This window comes from Shewanella glacialipiscicola, from assembly GCF_023283485.1.
GTDB lineage: Bacteria > Pseudomonadota > Gammaproteobacteria > Enterobacterales > Shewanellaceae > Shewanella > Shewanella glacialipiscicola.
On sequence record NZ_JAKILU010000016.1, the window covers coordinates 19,973 to 36,782 of the forward strand.

Annotated in this window: 12 protein-coding genes; 4 read left to right on the plus strand and 8 right to left on the minus strand. The window is 43.5% G+C overall.

The window, feature by feature from the left end; all coding sequences use genetic code 11:
* Window positions 1-211: 211 nt before the first annotated feature.
* A complete protein-coding gene (locus L2717_RS12575; protein ID WP_220774081.1) occupies window positions 212-1,897 on the plus strand; it encodes an OpgD/OpgG family glucan biosynthesis protein in 1,686 nt (561 codons plus the stop codon).
* A 225-nt stretch (window positions 1,898-2,122) separates the two neighbouring features.
* Complete coding sequence (locus tag L2717_RS12580) at window positions 2,123-3,592, plus strand: inorganic phosphate transporter (RefSeq protein ID WP_220774080.1); 1,470 nt, start codon at window positions 2,123-2,125, stop codon at window positions 3,590-3,592.
* Window positions 3,593-3,673: 81 nt separating this feature from the next.
* Here L2717_RS12580 and L2717_RS12585 read toward each other — a convergent pair whose 3' ends face one another.
* On the minus strand, window positions 3,674-4,627 hold the full coding sequence (locus L2717_RS12585; RefSeq protein WP_487250673.1) for a DUF72 domain-containing protein: 954 nt from the start codon (window positions 4,625-4,627) through the stop codon (window positions 3,674-3,676).
* Between the two features lie 276 nt (window positions 4,628-4,903).
* Between L2717_RS12585 and L2717_RS12590 the strand changes: the two genes are divergently transcribed.
* Window positions 4,904-6,340, plus strand: coding sequence for a GGDEF domain-containing protein (locus L2717_RS12590; protein WP_220774079.1), 1,437 nt, complete (start codon window positions 4,904-4,906; stop codon window positions 6,338-6,340).
* A 149-nt stretch (window positions 6,341-6,489) separates the two neighbouring features.
* Here the strand turns inward: L2717_RS12590 and L2717_RS12595 are convergent, their stop codons facing one another.
* The 7 genes from L2717_RS12595 to L2717_RS12625 all read right to left on the minus strand — a co-directional run bounded on the left by L2717_RS12595 (window position 6,490) and on the right by L2717_RS12625 (window position 15,701).
* Window positions 6,490-8,382 carry a methyl-accepting chemotaxis protein gene (locus L2717_RS12595; RefSeq protein ID WP_220774077.1) on the minus strand — a complete coding sequence of 631 codons (1,893 nt, stop codon included), beginning with the start codon at window positions 8,380-8,382 and terminating at the stop codon, window positions 6,490-6,492.
* Window positions 8,383-8,956: 574 nt separating this feature from the next.
* Complete coding sequence (gene pepN, locus L2717_RS12600) at window positions 8,957-11,590, minus strand: aminopeptidase N (protein ID WP_220774700.1); 2,634 nt, start codon at window positions 11,588-11,590, stop codon at window positions 8,957-8,959.
* A 251-nt stretch (window positions 11,591-11,841) separates the two neighbouring features.
* Window positions 11,842-12,435: a penicillin-binding protein activator LpoB gene (gene lpoB, locus L2717_RS12605; protein WP_220774699.1), complete on the minus strand. Its 594-nt coding sequence runs from the start codon at window positions 12,433-12,435 to the stop codon at window positions 11,842-11,844.
* Between the two features lie 69 nt (window positions 12,436-12,504).
* Window positions 12,505-13,908 (minus strand): COG3014 family protein, encoded by a 1,404-nt coding sequence (locus L2717_RS12610; RefSeq protein WP_220774698.1) that lies wholly within the window; start codon window positions 13,906-13,908, stop codon window positions 12,505-12,507.
* Window positions 13,908-14,465, minus strand: coding sequence for a peptide deformylase (gene def, locus L2717_RS12615; protein ID WP_220774697.1), 558 nt, complete (start codon window positions 14,463-14,465; stop codon window positions 13,908-13,910). Before def ends, L2717_RS12610 begins: the two co-directional genes overlap by 1 nt.
* A gap of 63 nt (window positions 14,466-14,528) precedes the next feature.
* A complete protein-coding gene (locus tag L2717_RS12620) occupies window positions 14,529-14,741 on the minus strand; it encodes a SlyX family protein (protein WP_220774696.1) in 213 nt (70 codons plus the stop codon).
* 9 nt (window positions 14,742-14,750) lie between these two features.
* Window positions 14,751-15,701 carry a WD40 repeat domain-containing protein gene (locus L2717_RS12625; protein WP_220774695.1) on the minus strand — a complete coding sequence of 317 codons (951 nt, stop codon included), beginning with the start codon at window positions 15,699-15,701 and terminating at the stop codon, window positions 14,751-14,753.
* 154 nt (window positions 15,702-15,855) lie between these two features.
* On the opposite strand from L2717_RS12625, the gene fkpA reads away from it, so the two are divergent.
* The gene (gene fkpA, locus L2717_RS12630) at window positions 15,856-16,626 is read left to right on the plus strand and encodes an FKBP-type peptidyl-prolyl cis-trans isomerase (protein ID WP_220774694.1); all 771 of its coding nucleotides are present in this window, start codon (window positions 15,856-15,858) and stop codon (window positions 16,624-16,626) included.
* Window positions 16,627-16,810 lie beyond the last annotated feature (184 nt).

A 16,810-nucleotide genomic window follows, 5' to 3' on the forward strand; every position in this document is an offset into this window, starting at 1 on the left:
TGTTAATCATATTTTCATAAATAAGGATTACCATTGAAAATAGCTAACATGACATATTCCATTCAATAGAAAGTATGTTAGATTCTGGCGAATTGTTGCCGATAGCTGTATTGTTACCGCTGTCATCAACAGTTCTCCATAGGGCCATCGCTGCAAATTAGTTAAACTTGCAGAGAAGTGTCAGGAAGTTACACCAATTCAGAGTCTGCTTATGCTACCCAACTTATTTCCCGAACAAAAAAATGTTTACCCACAATCGATGATGACTGCATCGTCGATTGAAGCTCAATCCTCTAGTCGTCGCGGCCGTTTGCAGCGTATGGTTGGCAGCGTATTGTTAACCTGTAGTGTATTACTGAGTCTTTCAGCTTGCGCTGCGAGCAAACAAGCATCGCCAGAAGGTGAAGAGTTTAGTTATGCTTGGCTTAAAGGTTATGCCCGAACTATGGCATCACAACCCTATGAGAGCCATAAAGGCGAAGTGCCTAAAAGTCTTCAGGGTATGAGCTGGGATGATTACCAACAATTTCATTTCAAGAAAAAAGCCGCATTGTGGCGTGATCAAGAGTCGCAGTTTCGCGCAGAGCTATTCCACCTTGGTCTGTATTTCGACACGCCAATTCATATTTATGAGTTGAACGATGGCAAGGCGAAGCCAATCGAGTATTCGTCTTCCATGTTTGATTACGGTAAATCAAAGGTCAAAGGCAGTCAGTTACCTAAAGATCTTGGATTTGCGGGTTTCCGTATGCAATTCAATACAGATTGGGAGCGCGATATCGTGGCTTTCCTCGGTGCCAGTTATTTCCGCGCCGTGGGCCAAGAGATGCAATATGGTTTATCGGCGCGTGGTTTAGCGGTCGATACGGCGTTGCCTAAGCCTGAAGAATTCCCAATGTTCACCAACTTTTGGTTAGAAAAACCTAAACCAGGGTCAAATATCACCACAGTATATGCCTTGTTAGACTCACCGAGTGTAACGGGTGCTTATCGTTTTGATATTGAGCCGGGTGAACGCTTAAAAATGAAAGTTGATGTGGCTGTCTATCCACGTAAAGCGATTGAACGTTTAGGCGTGGCGCCACTGACCAGTATGTTTATGGTGGGTGAGAATGATCGCCGCACGGGTTATGATTGGCGTCCAGAAATCCATGATACTGATGGCTTAGCCATGCATACGGGTAACGGTGAATGGATTTGGCGTCCGTTAGGTAATCCAGAAAATCTGCGATTCAATGCCTACAGCGATGAAAACCCTAAAGGTTTTGGTTTACTGCAACGTGACCGTAACTTTGATCATTACCAAGACGATGGCGTGTTTTATGATAAACGCCCCAGTTTGTGGATTGAGCCTACCAGTAGTTGGGGTAAAGGTTCGGTGCAGTTAGTTGAAATTCCAACACTGGATGAAACCTTCGATAATATCGTGGCTTTCTGGAATCCGGCAGAGCCGATTTTACCAGGGCAAGAACTGCTGTATAGCTACAACATGTATTGGGGCGGCATTCCACCGGTTCAATCACCTCGTGCCCGTGTTGTCGATACCTTCACTGGCATTGGCGGTGTCGTTGGCCAGAAACGCAAATACTACAGTAAGCGTTTTGTGGTTGATTTTGCCGGCGGTACTTTACCTATGATTGGTAAAAACACCCAAGTTAAAGCTGTGATTAGTACCTCTGCAGGCAAAGTAGAAATTGAATCTGCACGCCCATTGGCGTCTATCAATGGTTACCGCGCGATGTTTGACGTAGTGCCACCAGAGGACAGCCTTGAGCCGATTAATTTACGCGTCTATTTAGAAGTTGATGGTCAGCCGTTGTCTGAGACATGGATGTATCAATGGAGCCCACCGGCTCAAGATGACCGTGAACTGCATAACGCAGGTCATCTGCAGTAAATAATTAGTCTATGATTACCCTAAAACGTCAGCTAAGTCAGCTGGCGTTTTTATTTGGGCAGTAGCGTTACGGTTTATGGTGTAGAGCGACTCTGTTCAATTGCAAGTTTAGCGCTGAATTATTGGGGTCTAATTCACTTTTTGGCGATCTAAACAATTTATCACTGTAACAGAAGCCAAACTTGGGCGTAATCTGTAGCCGTTATCACCTAGGGTCAGTATTTTATGTTTGAGATGTTCACTACACTCGGTTTTGCTTGGTCAGTGGGATTAGTGCTTGCAGTACTTTTTGTATTGGCATACGAATTTATTAATGGCTTTCACGATACGGCTAATGCTGTTGCGACGGTTATTTATACCAAGGCTATGCCGGCAAACCTCGCTGTTGTTTCTTCTGCATTGTGTAACTTTGCTGGTGTGTTGTTAGGCGGCTTAGGCGTTGCTTATGCGATAGTGCATTTGCTCCCGGTAGACTCCTTGCTGGGTATGGATTCTAGTCAAGGTTTATTGATGGTGTTTTCGCTGTTGTTTTCGGCCATTATCTGGAACTTAGGCACTTGGTATTTTGGCATTCCGGCATCGAGTTCTCATACCTTGATTGGCTCGATTATGGGCGTGGGTGGAGCATTTGCATGGATGAACCATCTACCTATTCTACAAGGCATTAATCTTTCTAAAGCATCACAGATCATGTTGTCCTTAATCATTTCTCCTACGTTAGGGTTTGTGATGGCCGCAATATTTCTACTCGTGATGAAATTGATCTGGAAAAAACATAAAATTCACCGCACTCCCGATGAACAGATGCAGGTTAATGGCAAAAAACATCCGCCGTTTTGGGCAAGGGTAAGTTTGATTGTCTCTGCTATGGGCGTAAGTTTTGCCCATGGTTCTAACGATGGGCAGAAAGGCATTGGCTTAGTGATGCTGGTGCTTATTTGTGTTGCGCCAGCTTATTTCGCTTTGGATATGGGTAGCCAAGCCTACGATTTAGAAAAAACGCAAGATGCGAATAGACGCATTATGGCGATTTACGATCGCAATCAAGCGGTTATCGCTGAGATGATCGACTTTAATGCTCCGGTAAATCCGCCTGAAAATATGCTGGTCCATTGCTCTTCGGTCAACGTATTGCCCGCGATGTCGCTGCTCGATCGCCGCTTAGCTAACGCTTCTACTTATAAAGACATGAGCATAGAAGAGCGACGAGAAGTGCGACGATTATTACTCTGTATTGATGATACTGCTCGCCAGGTATCGAAATTAGATCTGCCGGCTAAAGATTTACGTTCATTAGCTAAGTGGCGCCAAGATCTCACTAAAACGACGGAATATGCGCCCCTTTGGGTGATTATAGCCATTGCGACAGCGCTGGGTTGTGGCACCTTAGTAGGCTGGCGACGCATCGTTTATACCGTTGGAGAAAAAATTGGCTCATCGAGTATGACTTATAGCCAAGGTATTGCTGCGCAGGTGACCGCCGCGGCCTCGATTGGAATTGCAAGTTTAACGGGGATGCCAGTATCGACGACGCATATTTTATCCTCTGCCGTAGCCGGTACTATGGTTGCAAACCGCTCAGGTTTACAGAGTCAAACGATTAAACAAATCATGCTTGCCTGGATACTTACGTTACCCATTACTATGCTGCTTGCTGCTGGAGTGTTTATCCTCGCCAATACACTTTTTGGCTAGTTCACTTACCCCATTATCTCGTTCAATACTAAGCGCCAACACCATTATCTGGGTTGGCGCTTTGCGTTTCGGTTGTGACGTTTACCAAATAAGTCCCATCTGTGTGCTGGTTTGTTCAGTTTTTTTCTCAAGCAGGTTTATCTCGGCGAGTTGAATTTGCGCAGCAATTTGGCTGCGCAGTTTTTGATATAAACGAATCGCGAGTTCGGGTGCGTGGTGATTATCGGGCGTATGGATAAATAGATAGGGCTCTCGTCCTTCTTTAAGCCACTGCGGCAGTTGGGCTAACCAATTATCGAAAAAGACATCGTTATCTTTGGGTAAAGCACTCACACCTTGCTGTGATAGTTGCGCTACGGCATCGTCAGGTTGCCCGATAAAACGCACGACAGGATGATTGGCGGTCGCGATAGCATGCACGGGTACCCGAGGTTTTTTATTATGAGCATCGATAATGGCGGCGTTATGCGGTGGCAGGGCAAACAGTGGGCGACTGTCCATGATGATACGATTGGCTTTCTTTTCTATTAACAATCGATTCAGTTCCCGCTCTGCATCACCCTTAGCGAAAAAGGCGGGATGCCGTACTTCGACACCATAGGTAAGCCCCTGTGGGACTTGCGCTAAAAATTGTTTAAGTACGGGGAGTAACGCTGGGCCAAAATGTGCTGGGAGTTGAATTTTCCACATGCCAGTTTTATCGATTAATGGCGCCATTACGTCAAAGAAGTCCTTCAATTCTTGGGCGCAATATTGCAATAACTTTTGGTGTGTAATCGTTTGCGGTAGCTTAAAAGTAAAGCGAAAATCATCGGGTGTGGCACTGTGCCAATTCAGTACGGTTTTCTGTGCTGGCGTAGCATAAAAACTGGTATTACCTTCTACAGTATTAAACATAGTCGCATAGCGTGCGAGCCTTTCAGCCTGCTTTATCCCTTGCCCATAAATACTCTCTTGCCAATGTGGATGTGACCACATGGCAAGCCCAAGGCGTAAACTCGTCGGATTATGGGGTGAAGAAAAGCGTTGTTCCAAAAATAGATTCCTTCAGTCTGGTTAGCGTTTAGGGAATGTACATATCGACTATAGTGCGAGGCTATCACTTTAGGTATGGTGCCGACATCATTTCATCTGAGATTAAACGAGCCCTTATGCACGCTGCTATCATTGCATTCTGTTCGGGTTGTTGTGAATTTAGTTTAAGTTAAGTCGAACTATCATGGAACGTTTTAGAGAATTAACCTACTCTAATAGTATGATTTATGTTTATTATTAGACCTAGTTGGTTATCGATATTAATTGGAGCCTTGTGTGAATAATGATGGCTACACTTCCTTAAGTAATTTTATCGATCTTCTTTTAGATGCTATTTGTGTTGTTGATAAGACGGGACGATTTGAGTTTGTCAGTGCTGGTGCCGAGCGTATTTTTGGTTATACCCCAGAAGAAATGGTTGGCATGCAAATGCTTGAGCTTGTCTTACCTGAGGATAGAGAGCGCACCCTTGTAACGGCTAATGAAATTATGGCAGGTCGATTTAAAGTCGATTTTGAAAACCGCTATGTGCGCAAAGATGGTGTTGTTATCGATATTCTATGGTCTGCCCGCTGGTCTGATGCTTATCAACAGCGCGTAGCCGTTGCCAGAGATATCACTAAAAGCAGAAATGCAGAGCGCAGGCAAGCGGCCTTATATGAGATTTCTGAAGCTGTGCATGTTGCAGAAGATCTCCTTGCCCTCTATCGTCGTATTCACGAGATTATTGCTAAACTTTTACCGGCAACAAATTTTGCTATCGCATTGTATGATCAAGATTTAAACGAGCTCAGTTTCCCCTATAAAGTGACGGCTCAAGAAAATACATATATTGATATTAGTCGTTTTAGTATCTTTACCGCACAAGTCATCCACAGTGCAGAATCTTTATTAATTTGCCCAACGTGCTTAGCTGACTATCCTGAGATGATGCAGGAAGGGCTTGATAATGGCAGTTTAAGTTGGCTAGGAGTGCCGCTAAAGCTACAAAAAGGAGTTATCGGTGCTTTGATGATGCACAATGAGCCAGATTCTGCTTCTTACACGCACCAAGACCGTGAACTGTTGGAATTTGTATCGACACAAATTGCCTTTGCCATTGAGCGCCGACAAATGCTTGCTCGACTAGAGCATATTGCACTTTATGATCAACTGACGTTGTTACCCAATAGAGAGCTCTTCTACGATAGATTTCAAAAAGCGTTATCTCGTGCACATAGAGAGTCAAGTTACTTCTCTTTACTTTATTTGGATTTAGATAAATTTAAATGGATTAATGACACCTTTGGCCATAGCGTGGGTGACTTATTATTGCAAGAAACAGCACAGCGGATAGTGAGTTGCGTGAGAGACGCTGATACGGTCGCGCGTTTTGGCGGTGATGAGTTTGTTATTTTACTCGAACGTGTTGACTCAGCGCACAATACCTTAATGGCGGCTCAAAAAATATTACAAGCATTGAATCAGCCCTTTGAACTTGTTGATGAGCAGCTGTACATACTTCCAAGTATTGGCATTGCCTTGTATCCAGAGCATGGTGCGGATGAAAAACAGTTACTCTGTTGTGCAGATGCAGCTATGTATAAAGCAAAAAAGAATGGCGGAAATCGAGTTGAAATGGGCTATCAAGGATTAAGAACCGTACATGTGATGTCTCAATCAGTTCGTTCTGACTTTGATACTCCAGATGACGTGACAGCTAAAATGAGTTAAGTCTAATTTATTTGGATTATTCATGTGGTTATAGAGGTTTCGTCGTTTGATAGCTGAGTGTTAAAAGAATATAGTCACTTATTAAATGCCCGCGTATGTCAGTGACATACGCGGGCATTATTATACTAGCGGTCAGGCAGCGTCTTGCTTTAAAGCTTAAAGCTATTCACTTCTTGCTGTAGTGAGGCGGCTAAATGAGCCAGTTCCTGAGCTTGAACCATAGAGGTTTGTGCTTCAATTGACAGGTTTTCAGATACTTCACGAATCGACTCCGTATTGCGGTTGATTTCGCTCGTGACTGAAGTTTGTTCTTCTGCTGCTGTTGCTATCTGGCTAGCCATATCTGAAATATCATTAATCGCTTTACTGATAAGCAGTAAACTTTCGCTGGCTGAATTAGCATCATTCACGCTGGTTTCTGCCATCTCATGGCTCTGGGTCATAGACTTAACGGCTTTGCCCGCGGTTTGTTGTAGGGTTTCGATCATGGCTTGAATTTCTTGTGTCGATGAATGGGTGCGTTGTGATAGTACGCGAACCTCATCTGCAACGACTGCAAAGCCCCTACCTTGGTCACCTGCTCGTGCGGCTTCGATGGCTGCATTGAGTGCGAGTAAGTTGGTTTGCTCGGCGATACCACTGATGGTCAATAAGATACTGTTAATTTTCTGTGAGTGCTCATTCAACTCACCAATAATACGCCCAGCGGTTTCAACTTCACTGGCTAAATTACGGATAGATTGCTGACTCTGTGTGACTTGTTTATGGCCATTCTTTGACAGCCCAACCGCATTTTGTGCTGTCTGCGCCGTATGTTCTGCATTGCTGGCAATTTCTTCAGTCGCGCTGGCCATTTCGGTCACAGCGGTGGCGACCATAGTTACTTCATCTTGTTGTACTTCAATGCGCTGGCTGTTATCTGTTGCCGATGCACTGCTGCCCTTGGCTTGATACTCGAGTTGACCTGCAATCTTATGCATGCGAGAAATCATGCCGTGAAGACGTTCGACAAAGCGGTTAAAGCCCGATGCTAGCATACCAATTTCATCGTGCTTGTTGGCTGTATGAATACGTACGGTCAAATCACCTTCACCTTCGGCTATGTCGTTGAGGGCTTGAGCAACGCGTTCGAGGTCTTTAAATTGGACTTTGAATATCGCGAATAAAATCAAACCGAATAGTATTAGAAGAGCGATACCCACGGCAGACATCCACCAAGCTAATGTCGTGGCGTGTGTCATAATCTCTTGTTTATCCATCACGAAAATCAGCGCCCAATCCGTCGAAGGGATTGCCGCAACATAGACTAATTTAGTTGCACCATCGAGAGTGCGTTCTTCTATGGTATTGGCAGTAATGTGTTGTGATAACCAACTATTATTGAAATTAGTATCAATGTCAGTCAGTTGCTGAGCGTTTAACTCACTTTTAGGGTGGCTGATAATCATTCCCGCACTATTGGCCATTAGTGCATAGCCTTTACCGGGCACTTCTAAGCGTTGCACCGCATCAGTTAGTTGATCTATCGTTAAGTCTGCGGCCGTGACCCCAAAGAATGTTCCCGCGTTCATGACGGGTTCGGCAATGGTCACGACTTGTTTTTTTAAGGTTGCACTGGAGTAGGGCGCCGTCATGATCATTTTTTTTGCGGCTTTAGCACTAATATACCAAGGGCGTGTGCGGGGGTCATAATTAGCGGTATTCAACGAGGGATCTTGGCGATACATGTCGCCTTGCTCGTTACCATAGTAGGTGAGCGAAAAGTCCATCGTATTATGTGCTTGCTGTAAAAATGGCGTAACGTCAAGGTTTGGATTCGTTTCGATTGTTTTTTTTAGGCTGGTAATGGCTATTTTTCTATCTTGCATCCATAAACCCATTCCTTGCGCAAAGGTGTTAGCCAATTGATCAATTTCATTCTGAGTATTTATTAATGCGTTACTTCGAATAAAATAACTGGATATGCTGACTAGCACCGCGATGGTGAGTACTACAGCGAAGAGACTGCTAAATAGCAGTCGTGTTTTGAGCGTCGTTTGCATAACTCATTCCTTATTTATGTTAGTTATTTAACGTTTTAATATCGCGGCGGAAATCGTTAAGGTATTAATCAATAATAGGATAATTCAACATAAACAGCTTTAATTCATTGATATTAAGCTTTGTTAAATTAAATATTGAAAATACCGATTATAGAGAACAATACTAAGCATGCTTTGAGGTTAATCACTTTATCAAATACAATGTATTCTTTAATAATGCAAAAAATATGTTGAATTAAAATATAATTAAGACAGAGTGAGATGTCTTAAAGGGACTACATTCATCACCTTAAAAGTATCAGTTTATATAAGTGAGTGTTGTGATATGAAGTGGATTTTACCGTGTTAGAGTTAAATAGCTTTTGGCCACGAATCAAATATGGATATAGTGGCAGAAGGCGTTGAAACTCAAGTGTAAGTTGATTATCTCGCCGCTAAAGGTGTGTACCTTCATCAAGGTTATTTTTACGCAGAGCCATTACCGTTAGATAAATTGATCCATTTTTATAATAATTCCTCCCATTAATAAAAAAGAGGCTCAGTAGAGCCTCTTCAGTAATGGCGATGACTCAGTTTAGTGAGCCATAGTATTTTTTATTAGTACACAACGCTGCTCTTTTTGGCGGGTCTCGAGTAAAGTGCGACGAGCGAGATTCGATAATCCGGTTTGGCTATCGAGAACTTTATTTAATGCGGCAATACTTGTGTAATTACAATCTGTAGGGATCAGGTTGTAACCGTAGTTGCGCATAAATACCGGCCCTTTTTTGTCCATATCGTTCAAGCTCGACAGGCGTTCTTCGGCGGTTGCTGCACTTAATAGCTTTTGCTCTGCAGGATAAAGGTTGGCCATGACAATCCGTTGTTTAGCAAAGGGCAAGCTGTCTTGGTGGACTTTACTTAACCAACGACGTTTTGCGCTAGCCTCTGGGCGAATAACCTCGGCAGCAAGTGCCGCTTTTTGGCCTGCATCAGAATTATCTTTGGTAGCTTCAGTGGTTAAACGCTGCAATGCATTAGGGAAATCATAACGATTCAGTTGAATGATGATTGCCCAACGCAAATCTTGATCTAAGGTTAATCCTTTAATTTTGGTGTCGCCGTCCAGTAGCTGCGCTAAATGACGCAGTGAATCCCTATCGCTCGCTAAACTGACATAGGCATTAAACCAGCGGCGCTGAAAGTCATTATCGTCTTTACTTTCCATCGTCTTTCTCAGGCTCATTTGGCTTAAGCCTTTTATGGCATTTTCAGCGTAATTTTGTTGAATTGGTGCAATTTGCGCTAAATATTCCTTTGAGCGCAACATACTATCAATGATCTGACCGACGATAGTGTAATCGGACTCTGCTGGCGCGTTCACAAAAACAGTACTGAGATATTGTTCTAGGCTTAATTTACCCTCGCGAACACTGTCCCACAGGCTTTGCCATAGCATAGAACGTAGCAGTGGATCTGATACATTACTCAGCTGTTGTTGAGCTGTTGTAAAAGATTTTCTATCGAGCTCGACTTTGACAAAGCCCCAATCATCAAAGTTTGGATACACTAAATCAGGGCAGCGTTCGCCAACCAGTTGTTTGACTTCAGTACGCCTGCCCTTGTAAGTCACAGGTACGATAATGTCATTTCTCAAGCCAGAACGTGATTGAGTAAACAAAGCCACTTGAACTTTTTGTTCGCGCAAGGTGGGCAGTTCAGCACTTGCTGGCAACTGCACCAGGCTAAATGCGCTAATGCGGTTACCATTACAACGGTATTCCGCTTTAATCGTATTAACACCTGCGCTATAGAGCCACTCTTGAGTCCACGCCGTTAAATCACGGCCTGCGGCTTTACCTAGGCTATTAATAAAATCGTCTAATTCGGCATTTTGATAGCTGTATTGTTTTAAATAATTACTTACACCGCGCCTAAATACCATGTCGCCTAGCAAGTGGCGCAGTTGTTTTAGTGTGGAGGCGCCTTTTTGATAAGTAATCGCATCGATATTATCGAAGGCATTTTGGGTTGTCGCGACGGGTACTTCAATGGGATGAGTGGTGACTAGGCTATCTTGCTCATAGGCTTTTTGTTTACCTGTGGCGTAAAAGTTGCGCCATGCATTAGTAAACTCAGTCGCTTCTTGAGTCGCGAGTGTGCCCATGAAAGAAGCAAAGCTTTCATTAAGCCACAGACCATTCCACCATTTCATGGTGACGAGATCGCCAAACCATTGGTGTGCCATTTCATGCATGATAACGCCAGCAAGACTTTGCTTTTGATCGGCTGTCATCGCCGCTTTATGCAGGAAAATATCTTCTGAAAAGGTCACCGCGGCTGCGTTTTCCATGGCGCCATAGAGGAAGTCTGGCACTAGAATTTGATCGTATTTCTTAAACGGGTAAGCAATGCCAAAGTAGTTATCAAAGAAAGTTAACCCTTGTTTAGTGTAGGTAAACCAATCTTGTGGCGTTACTTGATTTGCCACAGACTCACGGGCAAATAAACGCATTGGATAACGGCCTGAGTTATCTTGCCACACATGGTAAGGACCTGCGTGCATCGAGAAGTTATACGGACTCAGTTTAGGCGTGTCAGGAAAGCTCCAGCGATTATAAGCACCAGCTGGAGTGACTTGTGTTTCACGCATTGAGCTAATGACTTGCCAGTCTTTGGGGGCGGTGACAGTAATTTGATAGTTAGCTTTGATATCGGGTTGGTCAAATACCGCAAACATCTGCTGGGCTGCAGCGGGTTCAAAATGAGAATAAAGATAAACTTTGTCATCAACCGGATCTTGGAAGCGATGTAAACCTTCACCATTGGTACTGTGGGCGCGGGTAAATTGTACCTCGACCGTGTTTGCACCTGAGGTCAGTAAACGCGTGTTCAAGCTGATATAGGCACCATTATAGTTAGGATATATCGCTGTGCCATTGATTATAAGGCGTTTTATCTGTGCTTTATTTAAATCCAGACTTAACTGTTTGGGTACTTCACTAAGCCTAAATGTGACCTTTGACGTGGCAGAAAACTCGGTCTCACCCGTGAGTTGAAAATCCAACTCATAGCGAACATCGGAAATGACCTGTGAGCGAAGTGATGCCTGATATTGGCTGATATAAGCACTGTTATCGCGCGGTGCTGTATTCAATGTGCTATGGGTTGCGCACGACATTAATGCACTACAGGTAAGGGCAAGCAAACTGGCTTTAAACAAGTTCACAACTTAAATCCTTCAAATAATTGATTTTTAAGCTGCAGAGTGAGCGTTCGCTATCACACAGGCTGGCATGACTAAGGCGAGCCTTAGCTGGCAGAAGGGTTAAGTTATAGCGGCATCATTGCAGGGTATTTTGGCCGAGTACACTACCTTATTTACCTAGGATAACCAATGTTAAAAATGTAAAAAAAAGCCAGCATCTAAGCTGGCTTTGTGAGAACGCAATACTTTAAATATTGCGTTCTATAGGATAATTACATACCTAAGAAAGACTTAGACTTTGTTTTACGGATTTCTTTTTCATCAGACCATTCAATCAAGCCTGTTTCTAAATCCATTAAACGCATTGTCATCTTGTAGTACACATCTTTGGTGCTACCGTCTTGCTTAACGATGCTGGATAAATTGCCGTATAACATGTATTGAGCGCCGATTTGACGACCAAACTTAATGGCGGTTGATGGATCAACCATGCCAGTGTTGTTTTGGTAGTCTAGTTGCTTACGAACGGCATCTACTTTGGTCATATCGATAAAACGGAACTTGCCTGAGCGTAATAGTTTGTTACTGATAGAGTCTGTCACTGACTCGGTATCAATATGCTCAGAAGTTTTATTCTTAATGCTATCGATAAACAAAATGGGGCGATTGTTAGCCGTTATTGCGACTATCGGTGGGAATGTCATCATGCTATCGACCATTTTGGCCGCAATAGCTTGTAGATCGGTTGAGCCAAAGTTTTCGTTGACGGTTTCAACTTCGGTGGCATCGCCATATTCAACTTTAGATTGACATGCAGCCAGCCCGATCACCGCAGCTAGCACAAAAATCAGTTTAAATTGTTTCATAGTCAGTTCCATTTTGTGATTGTATAAACCCAATAACACTCGTCTTATCCAAATGCATCTTGCGCTAGGCTAGATGATTATTGAATAAATACGGGTGTAATTACCAGTATCAATTGCCCAGACTAAGGTGGTTTTGCCTGCTGCAACGTCAATTTTTGCTGGTGGCGCTTTATCTATCTGCAAAGTGTATTCACCCGCATTCAAATAACGCCGCCCTATTTGTGCTTGTTTTGGGAGCGTTAGCCAACTACGACGGTCAGCTTGCTCTGTTACTACGTTAAAAATCTGCATTACAATACTACCGATATTAGCCGCGTTATTACCAGGGCTACCGCTTTTCTCGATTTGATAGGCCATTTCTGATTTAGCATATACCCGAGCTACTTGGCGCACTAAAGTGGCGGGCAGTTCTTCTTTCAGTGCAGTGATAGCTAACGCATCTATATTAGCAATCGGTTCTGTTTTTAGCACTGTACCTAAACCCTGTACTTGCGTCTCTGGTACAAAAGTATTGTTAGGCATGTAAGTCGCTAGCGATACGGTTTGCCAGTTGCCATGGATGGTAAAAGGCACTGTGAGTGATTGTTTTGCGGGTACAAAACCGCGCTCAACCATTAAAATAACTTGGCCATCTTGTGGATTGGGTAGCTTAGCATCACCCCAACGGCGTTTAAATTCATCATATTGTGGCATACCAAGTTGTTTAGCCAGGCGCACAAGATCTTGTTGTAAATAAGTATTATCGGGAGTGATTTGTGCGGCTTTACGATAATCGATATAAGCATCATTAGGCTCACCCAAAACCTCATGCAGCAGGCCGGTAGTGTAATAACTGTAGGCGTTTAAAAAAGAGCTAGTCACTGTACCTGCCGCCTGACCTAACTTATTGACTTCGGCATCGATAGTGCCATTTGCCATAGCTTGTACTGATTTTTGTGACTCTTGATAGCGCTCTTGCTCGCTGCTTTGCAGCTCGTTACTGCGACGAACCTCAACTAAAGCACCTTGAAAATCACCGCTAAATAAATAGTTAAGAGCCTGGTATTGGTGCAGCATAATACGTTCATATCCAGGGCCTCGATAGGGGATCGCATTATCGTTTAACACTAAACTACTTGCGGTAGCTCCTATGCCACTGGCACTGATTTTAGCTTTCTCATCAAAGGCGGTGTAGGCATCGACCGCTTGTTGGTAATATTGTTTACTGCGCGCAAAATCACCTGCAACTTGGGTTATACGGCCTGCCTCTTGGGCGTAGAGTAGGCCATCTTTATCTGTAATATTACTGACCAGTTTGTCAATATCCGCCAAAGGGGTTGCGCTATTGAGCTGTTGTTTAATCGGTTCAATTTGTGCGGGATAATTGATAAGAATGCTGTTGTAAGCGCATCCTGATAAGCCGAACACTAAACCTAGCGTTAAAACTGATGCTATAAAAGGTCGACATAAAGGGGCAACGAAGGACAGTTTCATTATTGTGCTTCACCTTTTACGGTAGTAGGTTGGGCTGACAAAGTGTGTGTTTGTTCTGGCATCCGCGAACGTTCAAGTAAGGTGATCCCTTGAAGGTGATCAAATTCATGTTGAAAAATACGCGCGATAAAATCAGTTAATTCTGCCTGTTGCCACTCACCTTGTAAATTCTGGTAGCGTACTTCAATCGTTTTATGTCTTTGTATGATAAATCTTTGCCCAGGGACTGATAGGCAACCCTCTTCCCCGCTGACTAAGTCACTCGACACATGAATAATGTGCGGATTAACCACCACCACTGGCGCCATGTTGGGCGCATCGGGGTAACGCTCGTTGGGGCGTGAGGCCATAATAAATAAGGCTAAAGGACTGTGTACCTGTGGGGCTGCAATGCCAACACCTTGGGCCGCTGCCATACTGGCAGACATTTGCTGGGCAAGCTCAGTAAGCGCGGCGTCAAAGTGCTGCACCGCGATAGCCTGTTGCTTGAGAATGTCTTCACCCACTAACGCTATGGGCAATAGAGCAGAGGGGGTTGGCCTTAAAAATGTAAACATCGCATTCCCTGGATATTTTGCGTTGACCGTCTGTTAATTAAAGTTTCAATCAACAGTATCGGGTTAGTAATGAGGTGGCGGCGTTTCTTCAGCCTGAGTCGCCATATTACTCGGCTCCATGTCTTGCAACTTACCAATTAACATATGAATTTGGTGCTGCTGATGGGCGACGAGTCGATTCAACTTGATCACTTCTTGGTTTAACTCTTCGACGGTAAGCTCCTGAAAAGCTAATTTAGTTTCTAGCTCTTCAATCTGTGTTTGTACGCCTTGCATGACTAACCTCTATTGCTGCCAAGTTTCAACTAAGCCTTGGCTACTGATACTAACAACTTTATTGGTATCTCGAATTGCTACTGAGTATACAACGGCTCCTCGACTTTGGCTGTTTTTAGTAAGTGAAATCTGCCATTTACCGATTTCTTTACCAGTACCACGTTGCCAGAGTATGACTTCTCTGGCGGGGGTTCCCGTCAGTATTTGAGTGTCATTATTGACAAATCTTACCGCTGAAAAGTTCATTTGACGGCGCTGAATATCCAATTTATTTAAAAGGTTACCACTTGTATTATCCCAAATCTTGGCTTCATTGGTGCTGCCATTGGTGAAGCTTAAGCTGCCACTCTCATTGAGCGCGACTTTGGTAATGCGGCTGCTTAAGGTCCAAGTATGTAACGGTTGTCCGGTTTGTGCTTGCCAAAGAATGGCCTGCATATCATTTGAGCCTGTTAATGCTAATCGACCATCCGCGGAGAGCGCCACGCTATTGACGCGATCTTTATGTCCTAGAAATTTGATTAAGGCACTTCGGGCTGAATTGAGTGACATGACCGAACCATCGTTTAAACCAACGAGTAGTGCGCCATTATCCGCTACTGCAACGCTTTCACCGGATGATGGTAAGGACCACCAGCCTAAAGATTTGCCATCAGCCATTCTCCATATCGCGACAGAATCTCGACTTAACGACGCGGCAAATGCCCCGTTGGGAGAAATCGCTGTGCTTGTGACTCCGGTATTGATATCACCGTGTATCCACTGATATTTAAGTGTATGAGTACTGAGATCCCAACATTGCACGCCGCTATTTTGGGTTGCGACTAGGGCAAATTCCCCATGACTTGACAGGCTAGCGCTATAGCTAGGTTCTGTGGTGAGAATGCTAATATCTTCCGCTTTGGGGCTACAAGCGGCAAGAAGAATAGTACAAATTACCAGCAGTAGGTGTTTCTTCATGAACTTGCTCCCTAAGTTGCTGTCTTTAGAGTTGATCAAGTGACATTAATCACTATTAACCCATAAAGAATCTAGTTGGTATAACTGAGATAACTAGTATAAAGTTGTCGCGCTTAGGTTATTGTAACCGCTTGAGGATGCTGAGGAAGCTTTAATGAAATCGATTTATAAATTATCGTTAGTAGCATTAGCCGTTATTGGGCTATCTGCTTGTAATAAAGAAGAAAAAACAGAAAGTGTTGGCGCAAATGTTGAATTAACGACAGAAGCGCAAAAAGAAGCTTACAGTGTCGGCGCTTCAATCGGTCGTTACATGTCAGGTCACATTAAAGAGCAAGAAGAGTTAGGTCTACCAGTAGATCGCACTTTAATTGTTACCGGTTTCACTAATGGCTTGAATGACCAGCTGAAATTAACTGAAGAAGATATGCAAACCATTCTTCAGAGTTTAGATAAAAAACTAAACGATAAGCGTCAGGAACAAGCGACTGCTATTTCTGCAAAAAATATTGAAGATGGTAAAAAATACCTAGAAGAAAACAAAGCTAAGCCTGGTGTTGTTACCACTGAATCGGGCTTGCAATACGAAGTATTGACACCAGCGACGGGTGAAAAGCCAGCAGCTGAAGACACTGTAGAAGTAGATTATGTGGGCACTTTGCTCGATGGTACTGAGTTTGATAGCTCTTACAAGCGTGGCGAAACGGCTAAATTCCCGTTAAATCGCGTTATTCCTGGTTGGACTGAAGGCGTTCAGTTAATGCCTGTTGGTGCTAAGTTTAAGTTTGTTATCCCATCAAGCCTTGCTTATGGTGATCGCGATACTGGTACTATTCCACCAAACTCGACACTGATTTTTGAAGTTGAATTAAAGTCAGTTGAGAAAGCAGCCGTTGAACCTGTTGCTGCACCTGCTAAAAAATAATTGGCTTTGTAATATATAGCTATTAAAAATACCGCTCTTTGATGGGCGGTATTTTTTTGTCTTTTAAAAAATTATTATCTGAACTCTGGCTTAACTCAATGCTTAGATTTAACGGGTTTGCAGACTTTTGTAATGTTTCATTTCTTGTTTATTACCTATGTAGTAAACATATCGCCATCAGTGT

Coding starts and splice junctions, on each gene's coding strand:
- L2717_RS12575 (WP_220774081.1), top strand. CDS start 212: ATGCTACCCAACTTATTTCCCGAACAAAAAAATGTTTACCCACAATCG.
- L2717_RS12580 (WP_220774080.1), top strand. CDS start 2,123: ATGTTTGAGATGTTCACTACACTCGGTTTTGCTTGGTCAGTGGGATTA.
- L2717_RS12595 (WP_220774077.1), bottom strand. CDS start 8,382: ATGCAAACGACGCTCAAAACACGACTGCTATTTAGCAGTCTCTTCGCT.
- lpoB (WP_220774699.1), bottom strand. CDS start 12,435: ATGAAACAATTTAAACTGATTTTTGTGCTAGCTGCGGTGATCGGGCTG.
- L2717_RS12610 (WP_220774698.1), bottom strand. CDS start 13,908: ATGAAACTGTCCTTCGTTGCCCCTTTATGTCGACCTTTTATAGCATCA.
- def (WP_220774697.1), bottom strand. CDS start 14,465: ATGTTTACATTTTTAAGGCCAACCCCCTCTGCTCTATTGCCCATAGCG.
- L2717_RS12620 (WP_220774696.1), bottom strand. CDS start 14,741: ATGCAAGGCGTACAAACACAGATTGAAGAGCTAGAAACTAAATTAGCT.
- L2717_RS12625 (WP_220774695.1), bottom strand. CDS start 15,701: ATGAAGAAACACCTACTGCTGGTAATTTGTACTATTCTTCTTGCCGCT.
- fkpA (WP_220774694.1), top strand. CDS start 15,856: ATGAAATCGATTTATAAATTATCGTTAGTAGCATTAGCCGTTATTGGG.